The sequence below is a fragment of the Hanstruepera flava genome (assembly GCF_023634025.1).
Classification (GTDB): domain Bacteria; phylum Bacteroidota; class Bacteroidia; order Flavobacteriales; family Flavobacteriaceae; genus Hanstruepera; species Hanstruepera flava.
On record NZ_JALJCW010000001.1, the window covers coordinates 462,607 to 481,992 of the forward strand.

21 protein-coding genes are annotated in these 19,386 nt (G+C 31.9%); 11 read left to right on the forward strand and 10 right to left on the reverse strand.

Features of this window, described 5'->3' with window-relative positions; genetic code table 11:
• The first annotated feature begins 60 nt into the window (after positions 1 to 60).
• A complete protein-coding gene (locus MTX13_RS02170; RefSeq protein WP_250432760.1) occupies positions 61 to 2,037 on the forward strand; it encodes a DUF349 domain-containing protein in 1,977 nt (658 codons plus the stop codon).
• Between the two features lie 283 nt (positions 2,038 to 2,320).
• On the opposite strand, the gene mazG is transcribed toward MTX13_RS02170, so the two are convergent.
• From mazG to ruvX, 6 genes are all read right to left on the reverse strand, one after another.
• The gene (gene mazG, locus MTX13_RS02175; RefSeq protein WP_250432761.1) at positions 2,321 to 3,100 is read right to left on the reverse strand and encodes a nucleoside triphosphate pyrophosphohydrolase; all 780 of its coding nucleotides are present in this window, start codon (positions 3,098 to 3,100) and stop codon (positions 2,321 to 2,323) included.
• A 101-nt stretch (positions 3,101 to 3,201) separates the two neighbouring features.
• Positions 3,202 to 3,624 (reverse strand): DUF5606 family protein, encoded by a 423-nt coding sequence (locus tag MTX13_RS02180; protein WP_250432762.1) that lies wholly within the window; start codon positions 3,622 to 3,624, stop codon positions 3,202 to 3,204.
• Between the two features lie 53 nt (positions 3,625 to 3,677).
• Positions 3,678 to 4,268 carry a peptide deformylase gene (gene def, locus MTX13_RS02185; protein WP_250432764.1) on the reverse strand — a complete coding sequence of 197 codons (591 nt, stop codon included), beginning with the start codon at positions 4,266 to 4,268 and terminating at the stop codon, positions 3,678 to 3,680.
• Positions 4,269 to 4,384: 116 nt separating this feature from the next.
• Entirely contained in the window at positions 4,385 to 4,630 is a 246-nt protein-coding gene (locus MTX13_RS02190; protein WP_250432766.1) for a hypothetical protein, read from the reverse strand.
• A 277-nt stretch (positions 4,631 to 4,907) separates the two neighbouring features.
• Positions 4,908 to 5,501 carry a T9SS type A sorting domain-containing protein gene (locus MTX13_RS02195; protein WP_250432767.1) on the reverse strand — a complete coding sequence of 198 codons (594 nt, stop codon included), beginning with the start codon at positions 5,499 to 5,501 and terminating at the stop codon, positions 4,908 to 4,910.
• Positions 5,502 to 5,654: 153 nt separating this feature from the next.
• The gene (gene ruvX, locus MTX13_RS02200; protein ID WP_250432769.1) at positions 5,655 to 6,065 is read right to left on the reverse strand and encodes a Holliday junction resolvase RuvX; all 411 of its coding nucleotides are present in this window, start codon (positions 6,063 to 6,065) and stop codon (positions 5,655 to 5,657) included.
• Between the two features lie 121 nt (positions 6,066 to 6,186).
• On the opposite strand from ruvX, the gene MTX13_RS02205 reads away from it, so the two are divergent.
• The 3 genes from MTX13_RS02205 to MTX13_RS02215 are packed head-to-tail and all read left to right on the forward strand — an operon-like array spanning position 6,187 to position 8,825.
• Complete coding sequence (locus MTX13_RS02205; protein WP_250432771.1) at positions 6,187 to 7,002, forward strand: 2,3,4,5-tetrahydropyridine-2,6-dicarboxylate N-succinyltransferase; 816 nt, start codon at positions 6,187 to 6,189, stop codon at positions 7,000 to 7,002.
• Positions 7,003 to 8,070 carry a glycosyltransferase family 9 protein gene (locus MTX13_RS02210; protein WP_250432772.1) on the forward strand — a complete coding sequence of 356 codons (1,068 nt, stop codon included), beginning with the start codon at positions 7,003 to 7,005 and terminating at the stop codon, positions 8,068 to 8,070. It begins immediately after the preceding gene.
• Entirely contained in the window at positions 8,067 to 8,825 is a 759-nt protein-coding gene (locus MTX13_RS02215; protein WP_250432774.1) for a glycosyltransferase family 2 protein, read from the forward strand. The genes MTX13_RS02210 and MTX13_RS02215 overlap by 4 nt, the downstream gene beginning before the upstream one ends.
• On the opposite strand, the gene MTX13_RS02220 is transcribed toward MTX13_RS02215, so the two are convergent.
• Positions 8,822 to 9,589: a lipopolysaccharide kinase InaA family protein gene (locus MTX13_RS02220; protein WP_250432775.1), complete on the reverse strand. Its 768-nt coding sequence runs from the start codon at positions 9,587 to 9,589 to the stop codon at positions 8,822 to 8,824. The genes MTX13_RS02215 and MTX13_RS02220 overlap by 4 nt on opposite strands.
• A 90-nt stretch (positions 9,590 to 9,679) precedes the next feature.
• Between MTX13_RS02220 and MTX13_RS02225 the strand changes: the two genes are divergently transcribed.
• Entirely contained in the window at positions 9,680 to 10,753 is a 1,074-nt protein-coding gene (locus tag MTX13_RS02225) for a glycosyltransferase family 4 protein (protein WP_250432777.1), read from the forward strand.
• On the opposite strand, the gene MTX13_RS02230 is transcribed toward MTX13_RS02225, so the two are convergent.
• Complete coding sequence (locus MTX13_RS02230) at positions 10,742 to 11,608, reverse strand: hypothetical protein (protein WP_250432778.1); 867 nt, start codon at positions 11,606 to 11,608, stop codon at positions 10,742 to 10,744. The genes MTX13_RS02225 and MTX13_RS02230 overlap by 12 nt on opposite strands.
• 86 nt (positions 11,609 to 11,694) lie before the next feature.
• Here MTX13_RS02230 and MTX13_RS02235 point away from each other — a divergent pair, with 86 nt between their 5' ends.
• Entirely contained in the window at positions 11,695 to 12,654 is a 960-nt protein-coding gene (locus MTX13_RS02235) for a hypothetical protein (RefSeq protein ID WP_250432780.1), read from the forward strand.
• Here MTX13_RS02235 and MTX13_RS02240 read toward each other — a convergent pair.
• Entirely contained in the window at positions 12,649 to 13,881 is a 1,233-nt protein-coding gene (locus MTX13_RS02240; RefSeq protein WP_250432781.1) for a glycosyltransferase, read from the reverse strand. The two genes, MTX13_RS02235 and MTX13_RS02240, sit on opposite strands and share 6 nt — an antisense overlap.
• Before the next feature lie 62 nt (positions 13,882 to 13,943).
• A complete protein-coding gene (locus MTX13_RS02245; RefSeq protein WP_250432783.1) occupies positions 13,944 to 15,140 on the reverse strand; it encodes a glycosyltransferase family 2 protein in 1,197 nt (398 codons plus the stop codon).
• A gap of 68 nt (positions 15,141 to 15,208) precedes the next feature.
• On the opposite strand from MTX13_RS02245, the gene MTX13_RS02250 reads away from it, so the two are divergent.
• From MTX13_RS02250 to MTX13_RS02270, 5 genes are read left to right on the forward strand one after another with little or no spacing between them, the layout of a single operon-like run.
• A complete protein-coding gene (locus MTX13_RS02250) occupies positions 15,209 to 15,853 on the forward strand; it encodes a class I SAM-dependent methyltransferase (RefSeq protein WP_250432785.1) in 645 nt (214 codons plus the stop codon).
• A gap of 18 nt (positions 15,854 to 15,871) precedes the next feature.
• Complete coding sequence (locus tag MTX13_RS02255) at positions 15,872 to 16,432, forward strand: L-threonylcarbamoyladenylate synthase (RefSeq protein ID WP_250432787.1); 561 nt, start codon at positions 15,872 to 15,874, stop codon at positions 16,430 to 16,432.
• A gap of 55 nt (positions 16,433 to 16,487) precedes the next feature.
• Positions 16,488 to 17,906: a CCA tRNA nucleotidyltransferase gene (locus MTX13_RS02260; RefSeq protein WP_250432788.1), complete on the forward strand. Its 1,419-nt coding sequence runs from the start codon at positions 16,488 to 16,490 to the stop codon at positions 17,904 to 17,906.
• Positions 17,907 to 18,356: a GNAT family N-acetyltransferase gene (locus MTX13_RS02265; RefSeq protein ID WP_250432790.1), complete on the forward strand. Its 450-nt coding sequence runs from the start codon at positions 17,907 to 17,909 to the stop codon at positions 18,354 to 18,356. It abuts the gene before it with no gap.
• Between the two features lie 12 nt (positions 18,357 to 18,368).
• Positions 18,369 to 19,385, forward strand: a complete 1,017-nt coding sequence (locus MTX13_RS02270; protein ID WP_250432792.1) for a COX15/CtaA family protein — start codon at positions 18,369 to 18,371, stop codon at positions 19,383 to 19,385.
• The last annotated feature ends 1 nt before the right edge of the window (position 19,386 follow it).

The following is a 19,386-nucleotide window of genomic DNA, read 5'->3' on the forward strand; positions in this document are numbered from 1 at the left end:
AATATTACAGTTGTTGTTATCTTTAACGCTAGAGTATTTAAGAACCTTAACATTTATAAGATGTCAGAGCACGATAACCTGCAAGAAGCAGATGGAAAAAAAGATGAAATTCAATCTCAAACTGAAACCAAAACCCCAGAAGTAACTGAAAACACAACTGAAACTGAAGAGTCCATAGAAACCCCACTTGGAGAGTCAACAGAAACAGAAACAGAAACAACTCCTGAAGTAGAAAGTAAAGATGAAGACGCTATAAATGAGATTGACGAATCTAATGCTGAAGATGCTGAAGACGAGGGCAATGCTGACAGACATCATATTGAGGAAAAAGAATATGATAAAATGTCTTTAGAAGATCTAGCTAATGAATTGGATAAGCTAGTTACCAAAGAAAAGGTTCAAGCCATTAAATCACATGTAGAAAATATTCGTTCTGAATTTAAATCTAAATTCAACTCCCTTTTAGAAGAGAAAAAAGAAGAATTTTTAAACGATGGTGGCAATGAAATAGATTTCTATTACTCAAGCCCAATACAAAAACGTTTTAAAGATACCTACAAGGAGTACAGAAATAAGTTAAATGCATACTATAAAAACATTGAAAAAAGCTTAAAAGACAATCTTGCCGAACGTCTCGAAATAATTGAAGAAATAAAGGGCCTCATAAATGTTGAGGAAAACATAAACACAACTTACAAACATTTTAAAGAGCTGCAGGAACGCTGGAAAAATGCAGGACCAATTCCAAGGGACAAATACAATAACGCTTGGAACAGTTACCATCATCATGTAGAAATTTTTTATGACTTTTTGCATCTAAACCGCGATTTAAGAGATTTAGATTTCAAACATAATTTAGAGCAAAAGCTAAAAATTATTGAACGTGCCGAAGAATTGGCAAAAGACGATAATTTAAATCGTGCTTTTAGAGAACTTCAGGTACTTCATAAAATGTGGAAAGAAGAGTTAGGGCCTGTTGGCAAGGAACATCGTGAAGAAATTTGGGAACGTTTTAAAAGCGCAACCAAAACCATTCATGATAGGCGTCAAGTATACTTTGCAGAACTCGATACCATTTACGAGAAAAATCTTGAGGTAAAACAAGACCTTATTTCAAAAATTCAAGCCATTGCAGAGAAGGGAGCAGATTCGCATAATGCTTGGCAAAATGCCATAAAACAAGTAGAAGAATTACGAAATGAATTTTTTAGTGCTGGTAAAGTGCCCATTAAAGTCAACGAAGCTACATGGGCAAAATTTAAAGAGGCTGTCAGACAATTTAACCGCAATAAAAATGCCTTTTATAAGAATCTGAAAAAGGCGCAATATGATAATCTCCAGAAAAAACTTGACCTAATAAAAATTGCTGAAGACAATAAGGATAGTGAAGATTTTCAAACCACAACACCTTTAATGAAACGCATACAAAGCGATTGGAAGAAAATTGGTCATGTACCCAGAAAAAACAGCGATAAAATTTGGAAGCAATTTAAAACAGCATGCAATCATTATTTTGATAGACTTCATGCTGCAAAAGATGCTGCCAATGCAGAAGGCAATGAAGCTTATACTGAAAAAGTTAAACTACTCGACACATTAAAAAACCTAGAATTAACTGGCAAAAAAGAAGACGATTTAGCTACCATTAAAGATATTATCAACTCATGGAAACAAATTGGCAATGTACCTGGAAACAAACGTTATATTGAAGGCAAGCTCCATAAAACTCTAGATGGTGTTTTCAAGAAATTAAAGCTTAACCCGAATGAAGGTGAAATGATAAAGTTTGAAACTAAATTAGAAAATTTAAGTAATGCTGAAGATTCTAGACATCTAGACAATGAACGTCAATTTATAAGAAAAAAGATAAATGAAGTTAAAGCAGAAATCAATCAGTTAGAAAACAACTTACAATTTTTTCAAAATGTAAACGATGACAATCCTTTAGTTCAAGAAGTACATAAGAATATTGAAAAGCACAAACAAGATTTAAATCTTTGGAAAACGAAATTGAATAAGATAAAAAGTATTTCCTAATAACCAAACAACCAAAAAAACTAAATCCCGCTTGCAGTATAAAACTCAAGCGGGATTTTAGCTCTAACTAAACTAACTAAATAGTTATTTTCCCAACCAAAATAACCAACTTACCAAATGATACTTTTAAGGAAGTAAATTATGCTATTAATCAATAAAAAAAGCATCATTTGTTATATATACGGTAATTTTTGAATTTTGGATTTTTTAGCGCTTAAAAAAATTAAATATTTTTGGCCTCTTCCCAAATGATAGTATTTGAAAATCATAGATTTTCTAATTCCTATTTTGGTAAGTGCTTCGCTTCTTCCCAAAATTTATCCATTTCAGCAAGTGTCATATCTTTCAGATTTCTATTTAACGCTTTAGATTTTTGTTCTAAATACTGAAACCGTTTAGAGAATTTTTTGTTGGTACGCTCTAAAGCATTTTCAGGATTTACATTTAGGAATCGTGCATAGTTAACCAAAGAAAAAAGTACGTCTCCCATTTCACTTTCAATAGCATCTTGGTTATTTGATTTAACTTCAGATTGCAACTCGCCCAACTCCTCTTCAACCTTTTCCCAAACTTGATTAGGCTCCTCCCAGTCAAAACCGACACCTGCTACTTTATCTTGAATTCTATTAGCCTTTACAAGTGCTGGCAAACTTTTAGGAACACCTTCTAAAACACTTTTTTTACCTTCCTTTAACTTTAGTTTTTCCCAATTACGTTTTACATCTTCTTCATTATCTACCTTTACATCACCATAGATATGCGGATGCCTATTAACTAATTTGTCGCAAATGGAATTACAAACATCTGCAATATCAAAATCCTTTGTCTCACTACCTATTTTTGAATAAAAAACGATATGTAAGAGTACATCGCCCAACTCCTTTTTTATTTCTTCTAAATCATTATCTAAAATAGCATCACCCAACTCGTAAGTCTCCTCTATCGTTAAATGCCTTAAGCTTTCCATAGTTTGCTTTTTATCCCACGGACATTGCTCTCGCAATTCGTCCATAATAGTTAATAATCTATCGAAGGCTTTTAATTGGTTAGCTCTAGAATTCATTTTTGAAGTTTTGATAAAATTACAATTAATATAGCATTACGATTTAATATAAAATGAAAAAATCCAGCTTTAGGCTGGATTTGTAAATATGACAATATCACTTATTCTTCCTCTTCTGCTGAAGCAACTTCAACTTCATCAAAGTTTAACAAGTTATGTTTCTGCAACAAATTATACCATTGTACAATTTTCTTTATGTCGCTGGCATAAACACGGTCTTCATCATAATCTGGAAGTACACCAAATAAATATTCTTCCAGTACATCCTTACTGTCCTTATGGCTAATAGATGTTTGGTTGCCGTTTTCTTTATCGCTAATTAATTGAAAAACCTCAATAAGTGGTTTTTCCTCTGTTAGTGTATAAATAGCAATTTCGCTTAAAATACTTACGTTATGATGAATTCCAACAGATAGTCGTTTTCCATCAATTAAAGATTCAGCAATAAAGCCGCTACGTGTTTGAGTAATCATTTTGTACAAACCCGGTTTTCCCGCAATTGCTAATATTTTATCTAGACCCATAATCTTAATTTAAAGTGCGCAAATATCTTATGTTTACTATTGCTAAACAAGTATTATCGTTTCTTTTTTTGGTTTGGAAAACGCATTTTGTAATCTACGTTAATCTTACCTTTTGATATGTTGGACAGCCTGCCTTTAATTAAACGTTTTTTTAGGCTAGAAAGTTTATCGGTAAACAAAATCCCTTCAATATGGTCGTACTCGTGTTGAATAACACGAGCTATTAAGCCATCAAAGGTTTCTGTATGAGGCTTAAAATTCTCATCAACATAAGAAATGGTTATTTTAGGTTTTCTAAAAACGTCTTCCCTAACATCCGGAATACTTAAACAGCCTTCATTAAATGCCCACTCATCGCCTTCTTCCTCAATAATTTCAGCATTAATAAAAGTGCGTTTAAAATCTTTAAGACTTTCTTGCTCTTCTGAAGATAAGTCGGGGTCTTCAGCAAACGGTGATGTATCTACTAAAAACAAACGAATTGGCAATCCTATTTGGGGTGCAGCCAACCCAACACCATAAGCATTATACATAGTTTCATACATATTATCCAACAACTCATTTAGTTTAGGATACTCTTTTGATATATCCTTACCCTTTTTCTTTAAAACTGGGTCACCATAAGCAACAATAGGTAAAATCATTTATTTGTTATTTTCATTGGTGCAAAAGTACAATTCTTAAAGTAATACGCATAAAAAAACTCCTTTAATAAAAGGAGTTTTAATTTACTATGGATATGAAATTATTTGTATGATAATTAACAAACAATGCTTTTATCTGCAACAAAAAATAAATCAACCTTACCTTTAAGTTTAGAATTTATCTTTGCATTTAAAATGTCTTTTTTCTTAGCTGCAGTTTCTTTGCTCGCAATAGCCTCTTCCTTCATAATACCGTTAAGAACCACAACTTTTTCTTCGTTTTGAATCTCTAAATTAGATTGTGCCTTTAGGTTATTTAAACCTAAAAATATAAAAACACATAAAATTAAAAATCGTTTCATTGCCTTATTATTTTAATTTGAGACATGACAAATATAGTATCGATGAAATGCATTATTGTAAAAAAATTGTTGAATAGCGACATAAAATCGATTATAAGATAAAGGCGTGTATTTCATCGATAAACGTAGTGTTAATAACCCTTTACAGAGGGTGTTTTATCGATTCAAAATTGCATTGAGTATAAACAAGCAGCTAGAAAGCATTAAGGGTTTTGAATGAAAAATAAAAAAAGCCCCTTGAAAAAAGGAGCTTTTAAGCATTGTTGTAAAATAAGTATTATTGAGTAATAATTAGTTTTTTGGTTACAGATGACACATCTGTACTAATTTTAAGTAAGTAAACACCATTTGGCATATTTGATAATGACAATTGCTTTCTACTTAAATTAGTAATGTTATCTCTTAAAATCAATTTTCCCGTAACTGCATACAATTCAATATTAGCACTTATATTCTTACCAAAAACGATATTTATATTTCCGTTGTTTGATACTGGATTGGGGAATACTACCAAACTGTTTAAAACAGCTTCAAAAGTTTCTCGTGAGAGTGTCTCTCCTGTAAGATCACCTCCAGTATATTCACATGTTGCAGTTCCAAAATCAACAGTAAATTCATTAATGTTTGAAATAGGACTGCCAGATGTTAAATCGTAAATAGATAATGACATATCACAAGATGCCAATGTAAAAACACTTCCATCAACTGTTACTGTGTTTGGTCTTTCAGCACAAGACAAAGAGCCAGTCTCATAAAAGAAAAACAACGATGTGGAATTAGAAAATCCGTTAGCAGGACATATTTGTGCTAAACTGCTATTGAAATAGAATAGTGCGAAAATCAACACTAAAGTAGGGTAAAGTTTTCTCATAATGATTAAGATTTGGTTTGGTCAAATATAATTTTAGGCTTTATTCCATTTCAATAAAATAGTTTAAATTCCTAAAAATTCGATTATTTGAAAAACAATTACATTTAATCGTTAAAAACGAACATAATATCGACGCAAATAGCTATATATCAGCTAATTGTAATGTAAATAACTTTGAAGTATTAATGTAGCGCTAATTTCATCAACCAAAGATTTATTTTGGCGCTTCTTTTTAGATAAACCACTATCAATCATAGTTTGGAAAGCCATTTTAGAAGTAAAACGTTCGTCAACACGCTTAACGGGAATATCTGGAATGACGGTTTCTAGTTTTTTAAGAAAAGGGACAATTAAAGCTTCGCTCTCAGATACTTCATTGTTCATCTGTTTGGGCTCTCCAACCAAAAACAATTCTACATCTTCTTTTTCAGTATAATCTTTTAAAAAAGGTATAAGATTTTTGGTTTCTACAGTTGTTAATCCTGATGCAATAATTTGCAATTCATCTGTTACGGCTAAACCCGTACGAACCTTTCCAAAATCTATTGCTAAAATTCTTCCCATATTGGCTACAAATTTACCATTAATAATACAGAAGACCTATTTGTCGGTATTGAATATTACAAGTTTCTATTTTAACAAATCAATTATACCTTTATCTTTGCTATATTATTGAAATCTAACTATGAAACAACTACAACAAATTATAGAAAACGCTTGGAATAATCGCGAATTACTAACCGATAAACTCACTATTGATAGTATACGAAATGTTATTGACTTAATAGATCAAGGTACATTGCGTGTAGCAGAGCCTACCAGCAATGGTTGGCAAGTTAATGAGTGGGTTAAAAAAGCTGTTGTGCTATACTTCCCCATACAGAAAATGGAAACCTTTGAAGTTGGTATTTTTGAATATCACGATAAAATACCTTTAAAAACAGGATATCAAGACAAAGGCATTCGTGTGGTTCCTCATGCTGTTGCTAGACATGGCGCCTACATATCAAAAGGAGTAATAATGATGCCTAGCTATGTTAACATTGGTGCTTATGTTGATGAAGGTACTATGGTTGATACTTGGGCTACTGTGGGTAGTTGTGCGCAAATAGGAAAAAATGTACATCTTTCAGGAGGTGTTGGTATTGGTGGTGTTTTAGAGCCCTTACAAGCAGCCCCAGTAATTATTGAAGATAATGCATTTATAGGTTCACGATGTATAGTTGTTGAAGGCGTTAAGGTAGAACGTGAAGCTGTTTTAGGTGCTAATGTTGTTTTAACAGCTTCAACAAAAATTATTGATGTTACTGGCGATAAACCTAAAGAAATGAAAGGTATTGTTCCTGCACGTTCTGTTGTAATTCCTGGAAGTTATACCAAAAAATTCCCTGCTGGTGATTATAACGTGCCTTGTGCACTAATTATTGGAAAACGCAAAGAAAGCACCAATAAGAAAACATCGCTTAATGACGCTTTGCGTGAATATGACGTGGCCGTATAAATGAAGATATTAGTAATTCAACAAAAAATGATTGGCGATGTCCTTACAAGCAGTATCCTGTTTGAAGCACTTTGTGAGGAATATCCAAATGCTGAATTACATTACCTGATAAATACACATACATATCCTGTTGTTGAAAACCATCCTTGTATTGATAAGTTTATTTTTTTTACTCCCGAAATAGAATCAAGCAAAAAGGCACTCCTTCAATTCGCAAAATCAATCCAAAAAAAAGAATTTGATGTTGTAGTTGATGTATATTCCAAAATTTCCAGCAACATCATCACGCTATTTTCGGGTGCCAAAACTAAAATATCATATCACAAATGGTACACAACGTTAGTTTATAATCATAACGTTAAACGACTAAAAGTAACTGACAGGAATTGTGGCCTAGCTATTGTTAATCGCATGCAACTTCTTGAACCTTTAGGTATTTCGTTTAATGCTATTCGTCCAAAAATTTATTTAACCAATAATGAAGTTGAAGACGCTAAAAAACAGTTAAAATCAAACAACATTTCACTATCAAAACCATTGTTCATGATAAGTGTTTTGGGTAGTGGTTTAAACAAAACTTACCCATTAGATTATATGGCATCAGTTATTGATGAGATAGCTGCGACAACAAATGGTCAAATATTATTTAATTACATTCCCAATCAATTAGTTGAAGCTGAAACCATCTATAATGCTTGTAAACCTGAAACTCGAAAACAGATTTATTTTGATGTTTTTGGGAAAAGCCTACGTTCATTTTTGGCTTTAACTTCACTTTGCAATGCTATTATTGGAAATGAGGGTGGAGCCATTAATATGGCTAAAGCCTTAAACATAAAAACCTTTGCCATTTTCGCGCCATGGATTGACAAACAAACTTGGAGTATTTTTGAAAAAAATGGTGTTAATGAGTCTGTGCATTTAAAAGATTATAAACCCGAAATTTATAACGGTAAAATTGAAAAAGACATGAAGGCAGAAGCCAAAAATTTGTATATTCAATTTAAACCTGAATTATTCAAGGACAAATTAAATAAGTTCTTAAAGCCTTTTGCAGTAACAGCATGATAAAACTTTCAGCAGTAATCATTACCTACAACGAAGAAGAACACCTAGGCAAGTGCTTGGAATCTTTGGTTGATGTCGCTGATGAAATTGTGGTTGTTGATTCTTTTTCCACAGATCGTACTCCAGAAATCTGCAAATCTTTTAAAGTCCGTTTTCATCAGCAAAAATTTCTAGGCTATATAGAACAAAAAAACTATGCTTTATCATTAGCTAAATATGACCATATATTATCTCTAGATGGTGATGAGGCCTTATCTGAAGAATTAAAAGCTTCAATAAATCAAGTAAAAGCAAATTGGGAATTTGATGGCTATTACTGCAACCGATTAAATAATTATTGTGGTCAATGGATTAAGCATTCCGATTGGTATCCTGATAAAAAACTACGCTTGTTTAAAAAAGATTGTGGCGAATGGAAAGGCATCAATCCACACGATCGCTTTACATTAAAAGCTAATTATAAGGCTGGTTTTCTAAAAGGCAATTTATTGCATTGGATTTATCGAGACTATTCAGAACACAATCAAAAAGTTGAACGATTTTCTACTATTGCTGCAGAGGCTTATTATAAATTGGGCAAGCGTTCATCGATTTGGAAAATAGTTTACAGACCAACTTGGGCCTTTTTTAAAGCTTATTTTTTAAGATTAGGGTTTCTAGACGGATTAAACGGATTTATTATCTGTGTGCAGACCTATAATGTAACCTTCTTGAAGTATATTAAACTTTATAGATTGTGGCATCCTAGGAATTAATATTTTTTTGGTCGCCAAAACAGAATTTTATTTTTTAGGCGTCTCTTTCTATGAAATCTGTTTTGGAAGGCTTCGGTTTCTTTCCACATCAACTCAAAAACCTCATTATAATCACGATTAATAAGCTTGGCATACTCATCGCTCATAACTTCAACCATTGATTTATGAATGGTTAATTTGGCAAAGTTTTTAATACGCTCTTCAAAACTCATGCTCTCAAAACGCATCCTGTTTAAATCTACCAAATAGAACTTATAGTCCCCTTCACCTGTCTTTATTAAGGTATTTCCTGGCGAATGATCTAAAAAGTTAATACCCTTTTCATGCAAATTATAGGTGAATCTTGTAAAGGCTCGCAGAATAGCTTCATGGTTAGGGTAATTAAAATCCGTTGTTAATTCCCGATAAGTTAAATCATAGCGTAGATGTTCACTTATATAGTAACTGTTTTTAAAAAACAGTCCCGATTTAAACTCAAAATATGCTAGGGGTTGTGGTGTTCCAATATTGAATTCAATAAGCTTATTCGCATATTCAAAAGAGCGTTGTGCTTTACTTTTTCTAAAAAACTTATAAGCTATTTTATTAAATATATTAGGTACTTTAAACGACTTAACATTAATAGTCATACTGTTTAAAGCAAATAATTTTAGTGAATTACGATCTTGATTCCCAAAGTTTTCACCTGTGGTTTCATAATTAGCAACAATTTCTTTCAGTAATTGCTCATGAGCTTGAAACCCTTTATTTATCTTGTAATTCATACTACAATATTACAATAATATTTTGTTTTAATCTGTAATAAAATTAGCTGATAAGGGGCATTTTATTTAATTTGCAGAAAAGACTTTTTAATGCCAAATATTTGTTTAGAATCGCATAATATTGATAATTTATTTTTTGGATTTGGACAATTCAACTACCACTTAATAAAAGGGTTTTATGAGCATCAAAAGTTGCTTGAAGATTCCAATTTAAATATTACTCTAATTAGCAAGCATCCCAAAGAATTAGAACTTCAATTTGGTAATGTATTCAGTTATAGAAAGTATAAATCATTGCATCGCAAAAAAGCATTTCGAATAAAAACAAAGTATGACCTATGGCATTCGTTAAATCAAAACACTAAAGTTGAACCCTACTTTAACATTCCGTATTTATTAACCGTACATGATGTTAATTTTATGGAAGAGCTAAAGGGTGAAAAATTAAAAAAACGTGAAGAGTTATTTAAAAAAAAGCTTGAGCGTAGCAAGGCTATAACCTATATATCTGAATACGCCAAGTCTATGACCCACTCCTACTTTAATGTACCTAAAGTTCCTGAATATGTGATTTACAATGGTAGTTCTAAACCTATTGAACTAGCCGACAACCATACGCCTGAATTCCTTCCTAAAACAGATTTCCTGTTTACAATTGGAGAAGTTTTAGAGAAAAAAAACTTTCATACGTTAGTTGACATGCTCAAATACTTACCTAATCTTAATTTAATAATATCCGGTAAAAAAACTACAGATTATGCCAAGTTTATTGAAAATAAGATATCTGAACATCAATTAGCTGATCGGGTATTTTTAACAGGCAAGATAAGTGAAACCGATAAGGCTTATTATTTAAAAAACTGTTATGCCTTTTGTTTTCCATCATTACGGGAGGGGTTTGGCATTCCTCCTATTGAGGCTATGCAATATGGCAAACCTGTATTCTTATCTAACAAAAGTTCTTTACCAGAAATTGGAGGTAATATGGCATTCTATTGGGAACAATTTAATCCAGAGTATATGGCAGAGCAGTTTAATAAAGGGATAAAAACTTATGGTGGTAATCCTGATATGAGAAAAGCTATTATCAACCATGCCAATTCATATAATTGGTCTAAAACTGCTGAACAATATATAAGGCTTTACAACGCCTTACTTAAATAGGAATTTAAACCATTGCCCAAAATTCTTTTTTGCTATATAAAACTTTGATGGTATAATGGCATTAATATCCATATTCTCACGAATTTCTCCTATAGTTTGACCTTCGCAAAACTCTAAATATTTCCATTTTTCTGGCTCAATGTAAAAAAAGTCTTCCCTTTCTTTATAATTATGCTTATTGGTAGTTCGCCATTTTTCTAAAAAGGCTTCTTTGTTTTGTACTTCAATATTGTGTCCCCAATTATCAAGCTTAAAAACTAATTCAGCTTCATCTCTCGCAATACTTTCGTGTAATAATATGTTTTGGGTGTAAATTATACGTTCCCTTGTAACTCTTGCAACTTTATAATTTGGAAAATTTGTGGCAACAACAGCTTTTGTTGGGGATTTTACAAATAGAATTCCATCGTCCACATACTTATACAAATTAACCGAATACATAGAAATTTGAATCTTGTGCTTTTCAGGGCTGTCTAAATATTTATCATACTTTCTTAAGTCTTTTACAAACTTTCCAAAATCCAACACATACTCATCACTATCTATTTGTATTAGCCAGTTGCCAACACCCATTTTAAGAGAAAGCATATGGCGTTCACGATTATCATTTTCTATCGCAATTAGATTGGAATCGTAAAAATCATCTTCATAAAGCTCAATTTTATTATCAACATCAAACGCTTTAAGCCATTTAAAAAAGGAATCGTCTATAGTAAAAGTTTCGCCTGCCCAAGTTCTATTCTTGTGGTCTTTTGCAATAAATATAGCATCAGCATCTTGATAAACTGGAGGTATGGATTTTTTTAATTTCTCATAATCATAAGACAACAAAAATCCAACGTGAATTTTTTTCATAATTAAACAGGCTTTAGAACATCACTGCTCAAAAATAGTAAACAATACGAGATTATATTACATTTGTTAGAAATATAAATTATACTATGAGCCAAAACATTTGTGTAATTAGTTTTGACCACTGGAACTACGACCATCATATAGTCGACACTTTAAATGAATTAGGTTACAATAGCAACCACCTAAAAATTGATGGGTATCAACACGCCAGTTTTAAAGACAGGATTACCAATGTTTTTAGCAAGGTGTTTAGAGGAAAGAATTTAAAAAAAATTCGAAGGCAAGAATACATTATTGATTGTCTTAAGTCACTTGGGAAACAAGACCAAATACTAGTTATAAACCCTGAAGTTATTGATAAGGATTTTCACTTAAAAATTAAAACGTTCTGCACAACCTATATGGCGTATCTATACGATAGTTTAGAAAGGCATCCTGTTGAACATTTATTTGACAACATATTTGATAAAATCTACTCCTTTGATAAAGAGGATATTAAAAAGCACAATTTAATTCCTTCAAACAACTACATTTACCTACCCAAACAACCGCCTTCTGAAACCAATGAATACAATGCTGTTTATGTGGGCTCATTAGATGATAGATTACCTGCTCTCATTAGTTTGGCTAAACTTTTAAAAACCCTAGAAGTTCCTTATAAATTTTTGGTAATTGGAAAAAAAAGAAAGCTAAAACCTTTAATTAAAGAATATGGTGATTTAATCCAATTTGATAGTACTAAACTAAACCAAAAACAATTAATAGATTTTTATTCACACTCTCAAACGATAGTTGATTTGATAAGAGATAAACAAACAGGTTTAAGTTTTAGGTTTTTTGAAGCCATGGCATTGAGCAAAAAAATAATTACCAATAATGCCAATGTAAAGAACTATCCGTTTTATTCTGAAAGGAATATTTTTATTCTTGACAATAACAAACTGCTTAATGCTTCATTTTTTGAGCAAAAATACGAGCAAATAGATAGTACTATCTATGAAAAATACACATTAAAAAATTGGGTTAAAACCGTTTTTAATTTATGAATCCAGGATTTTAAGTACTGTTTTTTCTGTAGCCTGTAATGAGAATGGCTCTAAAATAGTTTTTGAGTAATTACTAATTGCTTCCCATTTTTCTGAATCTTGATAAATACTAATTATCTTTTCTGCTATTTCATTGGAATTGTTGGCTACCATATCTTGTTCAAACATTCCAAAATCAAACCCTTCTGCTCCTATATCTGTAGTAACTACTGGTAAAGCATACTCTAAACTTTGCCCTATTTTACCTTTTATTCCAGCTCCGTATCGCAAAGGCGCAATAAAAACTTTTGCAGATTTAAAATATGGTGTTATATCTTCTACAAAACCCAGAACATTAAACTTTTCTGAATGTAATGCCAAAACATCATCTGTTGGATAACTTCCAATTATATTAACTTTTAATTCAGGTATTGTTTTCCAAATTAATGGCATTATTTTATCATGTAAATACCTAATCGCATCAACATTTGGAGTATGGGAAAAACCGCCTACAAAAAGTAAATCTTTTCTATCTTCAAAAGGTGTTTTTACAATGTCTTCAACAAAATTATGAACATTGCTTAAAATAGTGGTTTTAGATAAATCTACATCAAAATCATTTAAAGCAACTTTATCGTCTTTAGAAATTAAAATAATTTCGTCTGCATTTTTACAAGCATTTAATTCTATTTCTAAATACGCATTAGCTTCTTTAAGTGTTTCCTTATTTTGGTTCAATTCCCATTCTCGTTTTAATCTTAAATAATGAAAATCAACCATATCATAAATAAACTTTGCTTTAGATGCAGCTTTTTTGGCAATTGAATAATATTTATCAAAAATACCAGGTCGATGTAACCAAATAAAATCGGCCTTTTTGGAAACCTGTTCTACAAACATTTCCCTTGTTACCAATTCAGAATTGCTGTTAAGGCACGGTACATATACGTGTACTCCAATGGCTTTGTATTTTTCTATATAGTTACTTCGGGCATACTTATATTCTTTTAAGTCAGCCATTAAAACAACCGTAAAGTTTTCTTTAAGCATTAACTTAATTAAACTAAACAGCCTCCTAGAGCCAGAATCCTTATCAAACTCTGGAATAATAGCATCAATTACAAAGACTATGGGCTTTGCTGAATCTAAATATTTAAAGTCGCAGAAAGCTTCTTTTTTAATTAATCGCCTTTCAAAAATTTTGTTTTTAACTTTAAGCTTAAAGCCTTTAACTATTTTAGGTTTCATTTATCTGTTTAAAAAGTTTGAGTTATAAACAAGTTATAATTTGCAAAGATATCAGCAAAAATTTAGCCAAAGGCTTTTATTTTAAGTTTTATTATGAAGAATAACGAATAATAAAATGGGTTTTTAGTATAAACCACATCGCTTATCCCAAATGCATACTTTAACATACTAGAAAAAGATTTTTTTCTTTTATTTTTCGTTATAAATGGAAATAAAACTTCTACACCTTGCTTTTGAAGTTCTATTACTTTTTCTTCTTTTAAACTATCTCTTGTTTTTAAAACTACAATTACCTTATGCCGAATGGTATCCTTACCTCCTATTTCATTTAAAACATCATCTGTTAAATAATCTTCTAAATAAACTTCACACTTACCTATGTAGTCTTTATTTAAATAATTGGTGTTTAGTTTCAAACCATATGGTTCTTGGCTAAAAACTGCTTTCCATTTGTTATAAAACTTAATTCTGTTATTATCTATTAACCCTTGCTTACGTTCCTGATCTTCAGCATTGTAAGAAATACTTTCAAAGTGAATAATTTTTGCAAAAGGTTGATAATAAACATCTAAATTGAACTTGTGTTTTAATTGCATACACAAGTCTGTCTCTTCATAATACGCAGGTAAAAACAATTCATCTAACTGAACCAAAGTATTGTCAGGTAGATTTCGTTTTAACAACAAGCAACAACCAGAACAATAATCCATTCGCTTTAAAAAATGATATCTTGGGTCGTCTGGAAAAAACTCTCTTCCAATGTTTACAGCTCCTCCATTTGCCAATAATACAGAACCAGCTTCAAGAATAACTCCTGAAGGGTGAATGGCCATGCCACCAACAGCTCCTACGCGTTCTTGGTCTTTAAAAACGGCCAAAAGCTCTTCCAATAACCTTGGCAAAACAATAACGTCATTATTAAGTAAAAGCACATACTCACCTTTTGAAGCTTTTACGCCATTATTAATATTCTTTAAAAACCCTAAATTTACTTCATTATGAATAACGTGAATACCGTTAATACGGTCAAGGTATTCTTTTGTATCATCAGTACTGTTGTCATTAATCAAAATTATTTCATAATCAATGCCCGAACACGCTCTCTTAATAGAATACAAACAGTTTAACGTATAAGAAAGCTGATTGTAAACAGGTATAATTATTGAAACTAAAGGATTAGAGTTATGTTGAAAGGAAATAGAATTGTTATCAAAGAAATCAATAGGTAAAAATTCAAAATCAGGAATACTAGTATTCATAAAAAAATTGCTGTTATTTTGGAAAAGAATGTAGTATCTTGTTCAAAAATTTGTCAAATTTACTAACAATGGATTACAACAACAAACCGTCTGGGTATTATCAACATGTACGTGAAGAAATGTTAGCATTTTTGCCTACCACGTCCAAAAAAATATTAGATGTTGGTTGTGCTCAAGGCGCCTTTGGTTTAGCAATGAAAACTAAAAACAATGCCGAGGTTTGGGGAATTGAACTAACGCCAGCTGCTGCAGAAAAGGCTAAAGAGGTTCTAGATAAAGTATTTATCGGTCCATGCGAACAGTTTTTAGATGAGCTTCCGGATAATTATTTTGACACGGTTTATTTTAATGATGTTTTAGAACACATGCAAGATCCGTATAAAGTGTTAGAGATTATTAAAACCAAACTATCAGATTCGGGTGTGGTAATAAGTTCTATTCCAAATATTAGATATTACGAAGTTTTTGAGGAAATGTATTTTAAAGAAAATTTTGAGTACAAAGAAGAGGGTGTTTTAGACAAAACCCACTTGCGGTTTTTTACCAAAAAATCCATTAGAAAAATGTATGAAGATTTAGGCTTTAAAATAATATCGCACGTAGGCATAAATAAAGGAAAATCCTTAAGGCCTTACCTTTACAACATACCAAGACTATTTAAAGGACTCGACATGAGGTTCTTACAATTTGCTACTGTGGCTTCAAAATCATAATGATTTCCTGTTTAGGTTATGGATTCTATATTAAAAAAGGCGGCTGATACGCTTGACCATTCCGGACTTATACTCTACCCCACAGATACTGTTTGGGGAATTGGCTGTGATGCCACAAACCCAAAAGCCGTTTCTAAAATTTATGCCCTAAAAAAGCGAGAAGAAAGTAAAGCCTTAATTTGTTTGGTCAAGGATTTAGACATGTTAAAATCTTACATTAAACATATTCCAAATACAGTTTTTGAAATTTTAAAAAACACTACTAAACCCACATCAATTATTTACAATAATCCCATTGGAATTGCCAAAAACCTAATAGCATCAGATAACACTTTGGCTATTCGCGTAGTCAATCATGAATTTTGCAACAAGCTATTACAAACATTTAACAAGCCAATTGTTTCAACTTCTGCAAATATCAGTGGTGAACCAACTCCAAAATCGTTTAAAGAAATACATCCTGACATTTTAAAAGGTGTTGACTATGTTGTAAATTTGCCAGACGAAAAAACAGAAGCCAAACCATCATCCATACTGAAAGTTGAGCATGATGGTAGTATAACTGTTATTCGTGAGTAAATCTCATATTTCAAACCTATTTTATAAAGAAATTTGAAGATTGTAATTAACACTTATGAACTACAAAAACGCCTTACTACATTCAGTATTTGATATAATTTCTAAATCTGCTCAAGAATTACAGGTAGACGCCTATGTTATTGGAGGATTTGTAAGAGATTTTATTCTTGATAGAGGCTCGCATAAAGACATTGATATTGTTGCTGTAGGTAGCGGCATAAAATTGGCCAAAAAAGTTGCCGAAAAATTACCCAATAAGCCTAAAGTTCAGGTTTTCAAAACTTATGGTACGGCTATGTTATGTACTGATGATATTGAAATAGAATTTGTAGGAGCCCGAAAAGAATCGTACAATGAGGATAGCCGTAATCCCATTGTAGAAAATGGCACTCTTGAAGATGACCAAAACCGAAGAGATTTCACCATCAATGCATTAGCCTTGAGTTTAAATGCTTCTAACTATGGTGATTTATTAGACCCTTTTAACGGTATTCAAGATTTAGACGACAAAATTATTCGAACACCTCTAAACCCTGACATTACATATAGTGATGATCCACTGCGCATGATGCGCGCCATAAGGTTTGCAACACAGTTAAAGTTTAGAATTGAGGATGAATCGCTAGATGCCATTTCTCGAAATAACGAGCGTATTAAAATTATTACCAAAGAGCGTATAGTTGTAGAATTGAATAAGATTCTAGAATCCAATAAACCTTCAATAGGCTTTTTATTATTGGAAAAAACAGGATTATTAAAACATATATTACCTGAATTAACCGCCTTAAAAGGTATTGATGAAATTGAAGGTCAGCGTCATAAAGACAATTTCTACCACACACTAGAAGTTGTTGATAACATTTCGCAAAACACAGATAACCTGTGGTTACGTTGGGCTGCTTTGCTTCATGATATTGGCAAAGCACCTACAAAGCGTTTTGACAACAAAGTAGGATGGACATTTCACGCCCATGAATTTGAAGGCTCGAAAATGGTCTATCGCCTATTCAAAAGATTAAAAATGCCATTGAATGATAAAATGAAATTCGTTCAAAAAATGGTACTTATGAGTTCACGGCCAATTGTTTTAGCCAATGACATTGTAACCGATTCTGCCGTGAGACGCTTAATTTTTGATGCTGGTGAATATGTTGACGATCTTATGACATTATGTGAAGCCGACATAACCACAAAAAATCCTAAAAAGTTTAAAAAATACCACAACAATTTTAAAATTGTAAGAGAAAAAATTGTCGAAGTTGAAGAACGCGATCATATCAGAAATTTTCAACCTCCAATTAGTGGCGAAGAAATTATGAAAGCCTTCAACTTAAAACCATCTCGAGAAATTGGCATAATAAAAGACAGCATAAAAGAAGCTATATTAGAAGGTGATATTCCAAACGATTATAAAGCCGCTTACCAACTCATGCTCAAAGAAGGTGAACGATTAGGTTTAAAAACAGCTCATTAAATGATAAAGCTTGTTAGAACAAATTCTGAAAACACAGACTTTATAGAACTAGTTAAAGCTTTGGATTCCTATTTAAAAGTTACCGATGGCGATGAGCATGATTTTTATAATCAGTTTAACAATATAGATGTTTTAAAACACACTGTTGTAGCCTACAATAACGGAATTGCCGTTGGCTGTGGTGCCTTTAAGAAATTTGACAAATACAGTGTTGAAATAAAACGCATGTTTACAAAACCCAATATAAGGCAATCTGGAATTGCCAAAAAAGTTCTTAACGAACTAGAAACTTGGGCAAAAGAAAAAGGGTTTCAATCGGCTATTCTAGAAACAGGAAAACGCCAATTTGAGGCTGTTAACTTTTATCGTAAAAACAACTATTTGGACATTCCAAACTATGGACAATATAAAAACATGGACAACAGTCTGTGCTTTAAAAAAACTTTCTAATTAAGAAAAAAAATGAAAAAGGATAACAAAAAGGTTATTTACTGGTTATTAACTGGCTGTATTTTAATTTTTATAATGGTGGTTGTAGGTGGTATTACAAGGCTTACACATTCTGGATTATCTATTTCTAATTACAAATTAATTTCTGGCACCATTCCGCCAATGAATGAAGTAGAATGGCAGGAAGCTTTCGATTTGTACAAACAATATCCTGAATACCAAAAATTAAACAATCATTTCACACTTCAAGATTTCAAAGACATCTACTTTTGGGAGTGGCTACATCGTGTTATTGGTCGTTTTATTGGTTTAGTGTTTTTCCTTCCTTTCCTATATTTTTTAATTACAAAACAGCTTTCTAAACCCACTATACGAAAATCTATTGTACTATTAATAATGGGAGGTTTTCAAGGATTTTTAGGTTGGTACATGGTAAAAAGTGGATTGGTTGACAATCCAGATGTTAGTCATTACAGACTAGCCGCACACTTAACCACAGCCTTTATAACATTTGCTTACACCTTTTGGGTGGCATTGGATTTAATGTTTCCCATTAAAAAAACCATTAACGTAAAATTCAGAAATTTAATACGGTTAGGGTTGGCTGTACTGCTAGTTCAAATTATTTATGGTGCGTTTGTAGCTGGCTTAGATGCAGGATTTATCCATAATCACTGGCCATTTATGAGTGAAGGAAAATTAATTCATGAAACCGTATATACCGAACAAGTGCCTGTTATAAAAAATTTCATTGAAGGCAAAAGCGGTGTGCAATTTGTACACAGAACATTAGCATACATTGTAGTAATTTTTATTTTACTAATTTGGTATAAAGGGAAAATGATGACACCAAACAACATGCAAATTAAAGGATTAAACGCATTGCTCCTTTTGGTGGGTGTGCAATTTTTATTGGGCGTACTTACATTAATGTATGGCGTTCCTGTTTGGCTTGGGGTAACACATCAAATAGGTGCGTTTTTCTTATTGAGCGCAATGACATTTACCCTGCATCGTTATAGCAAATAAT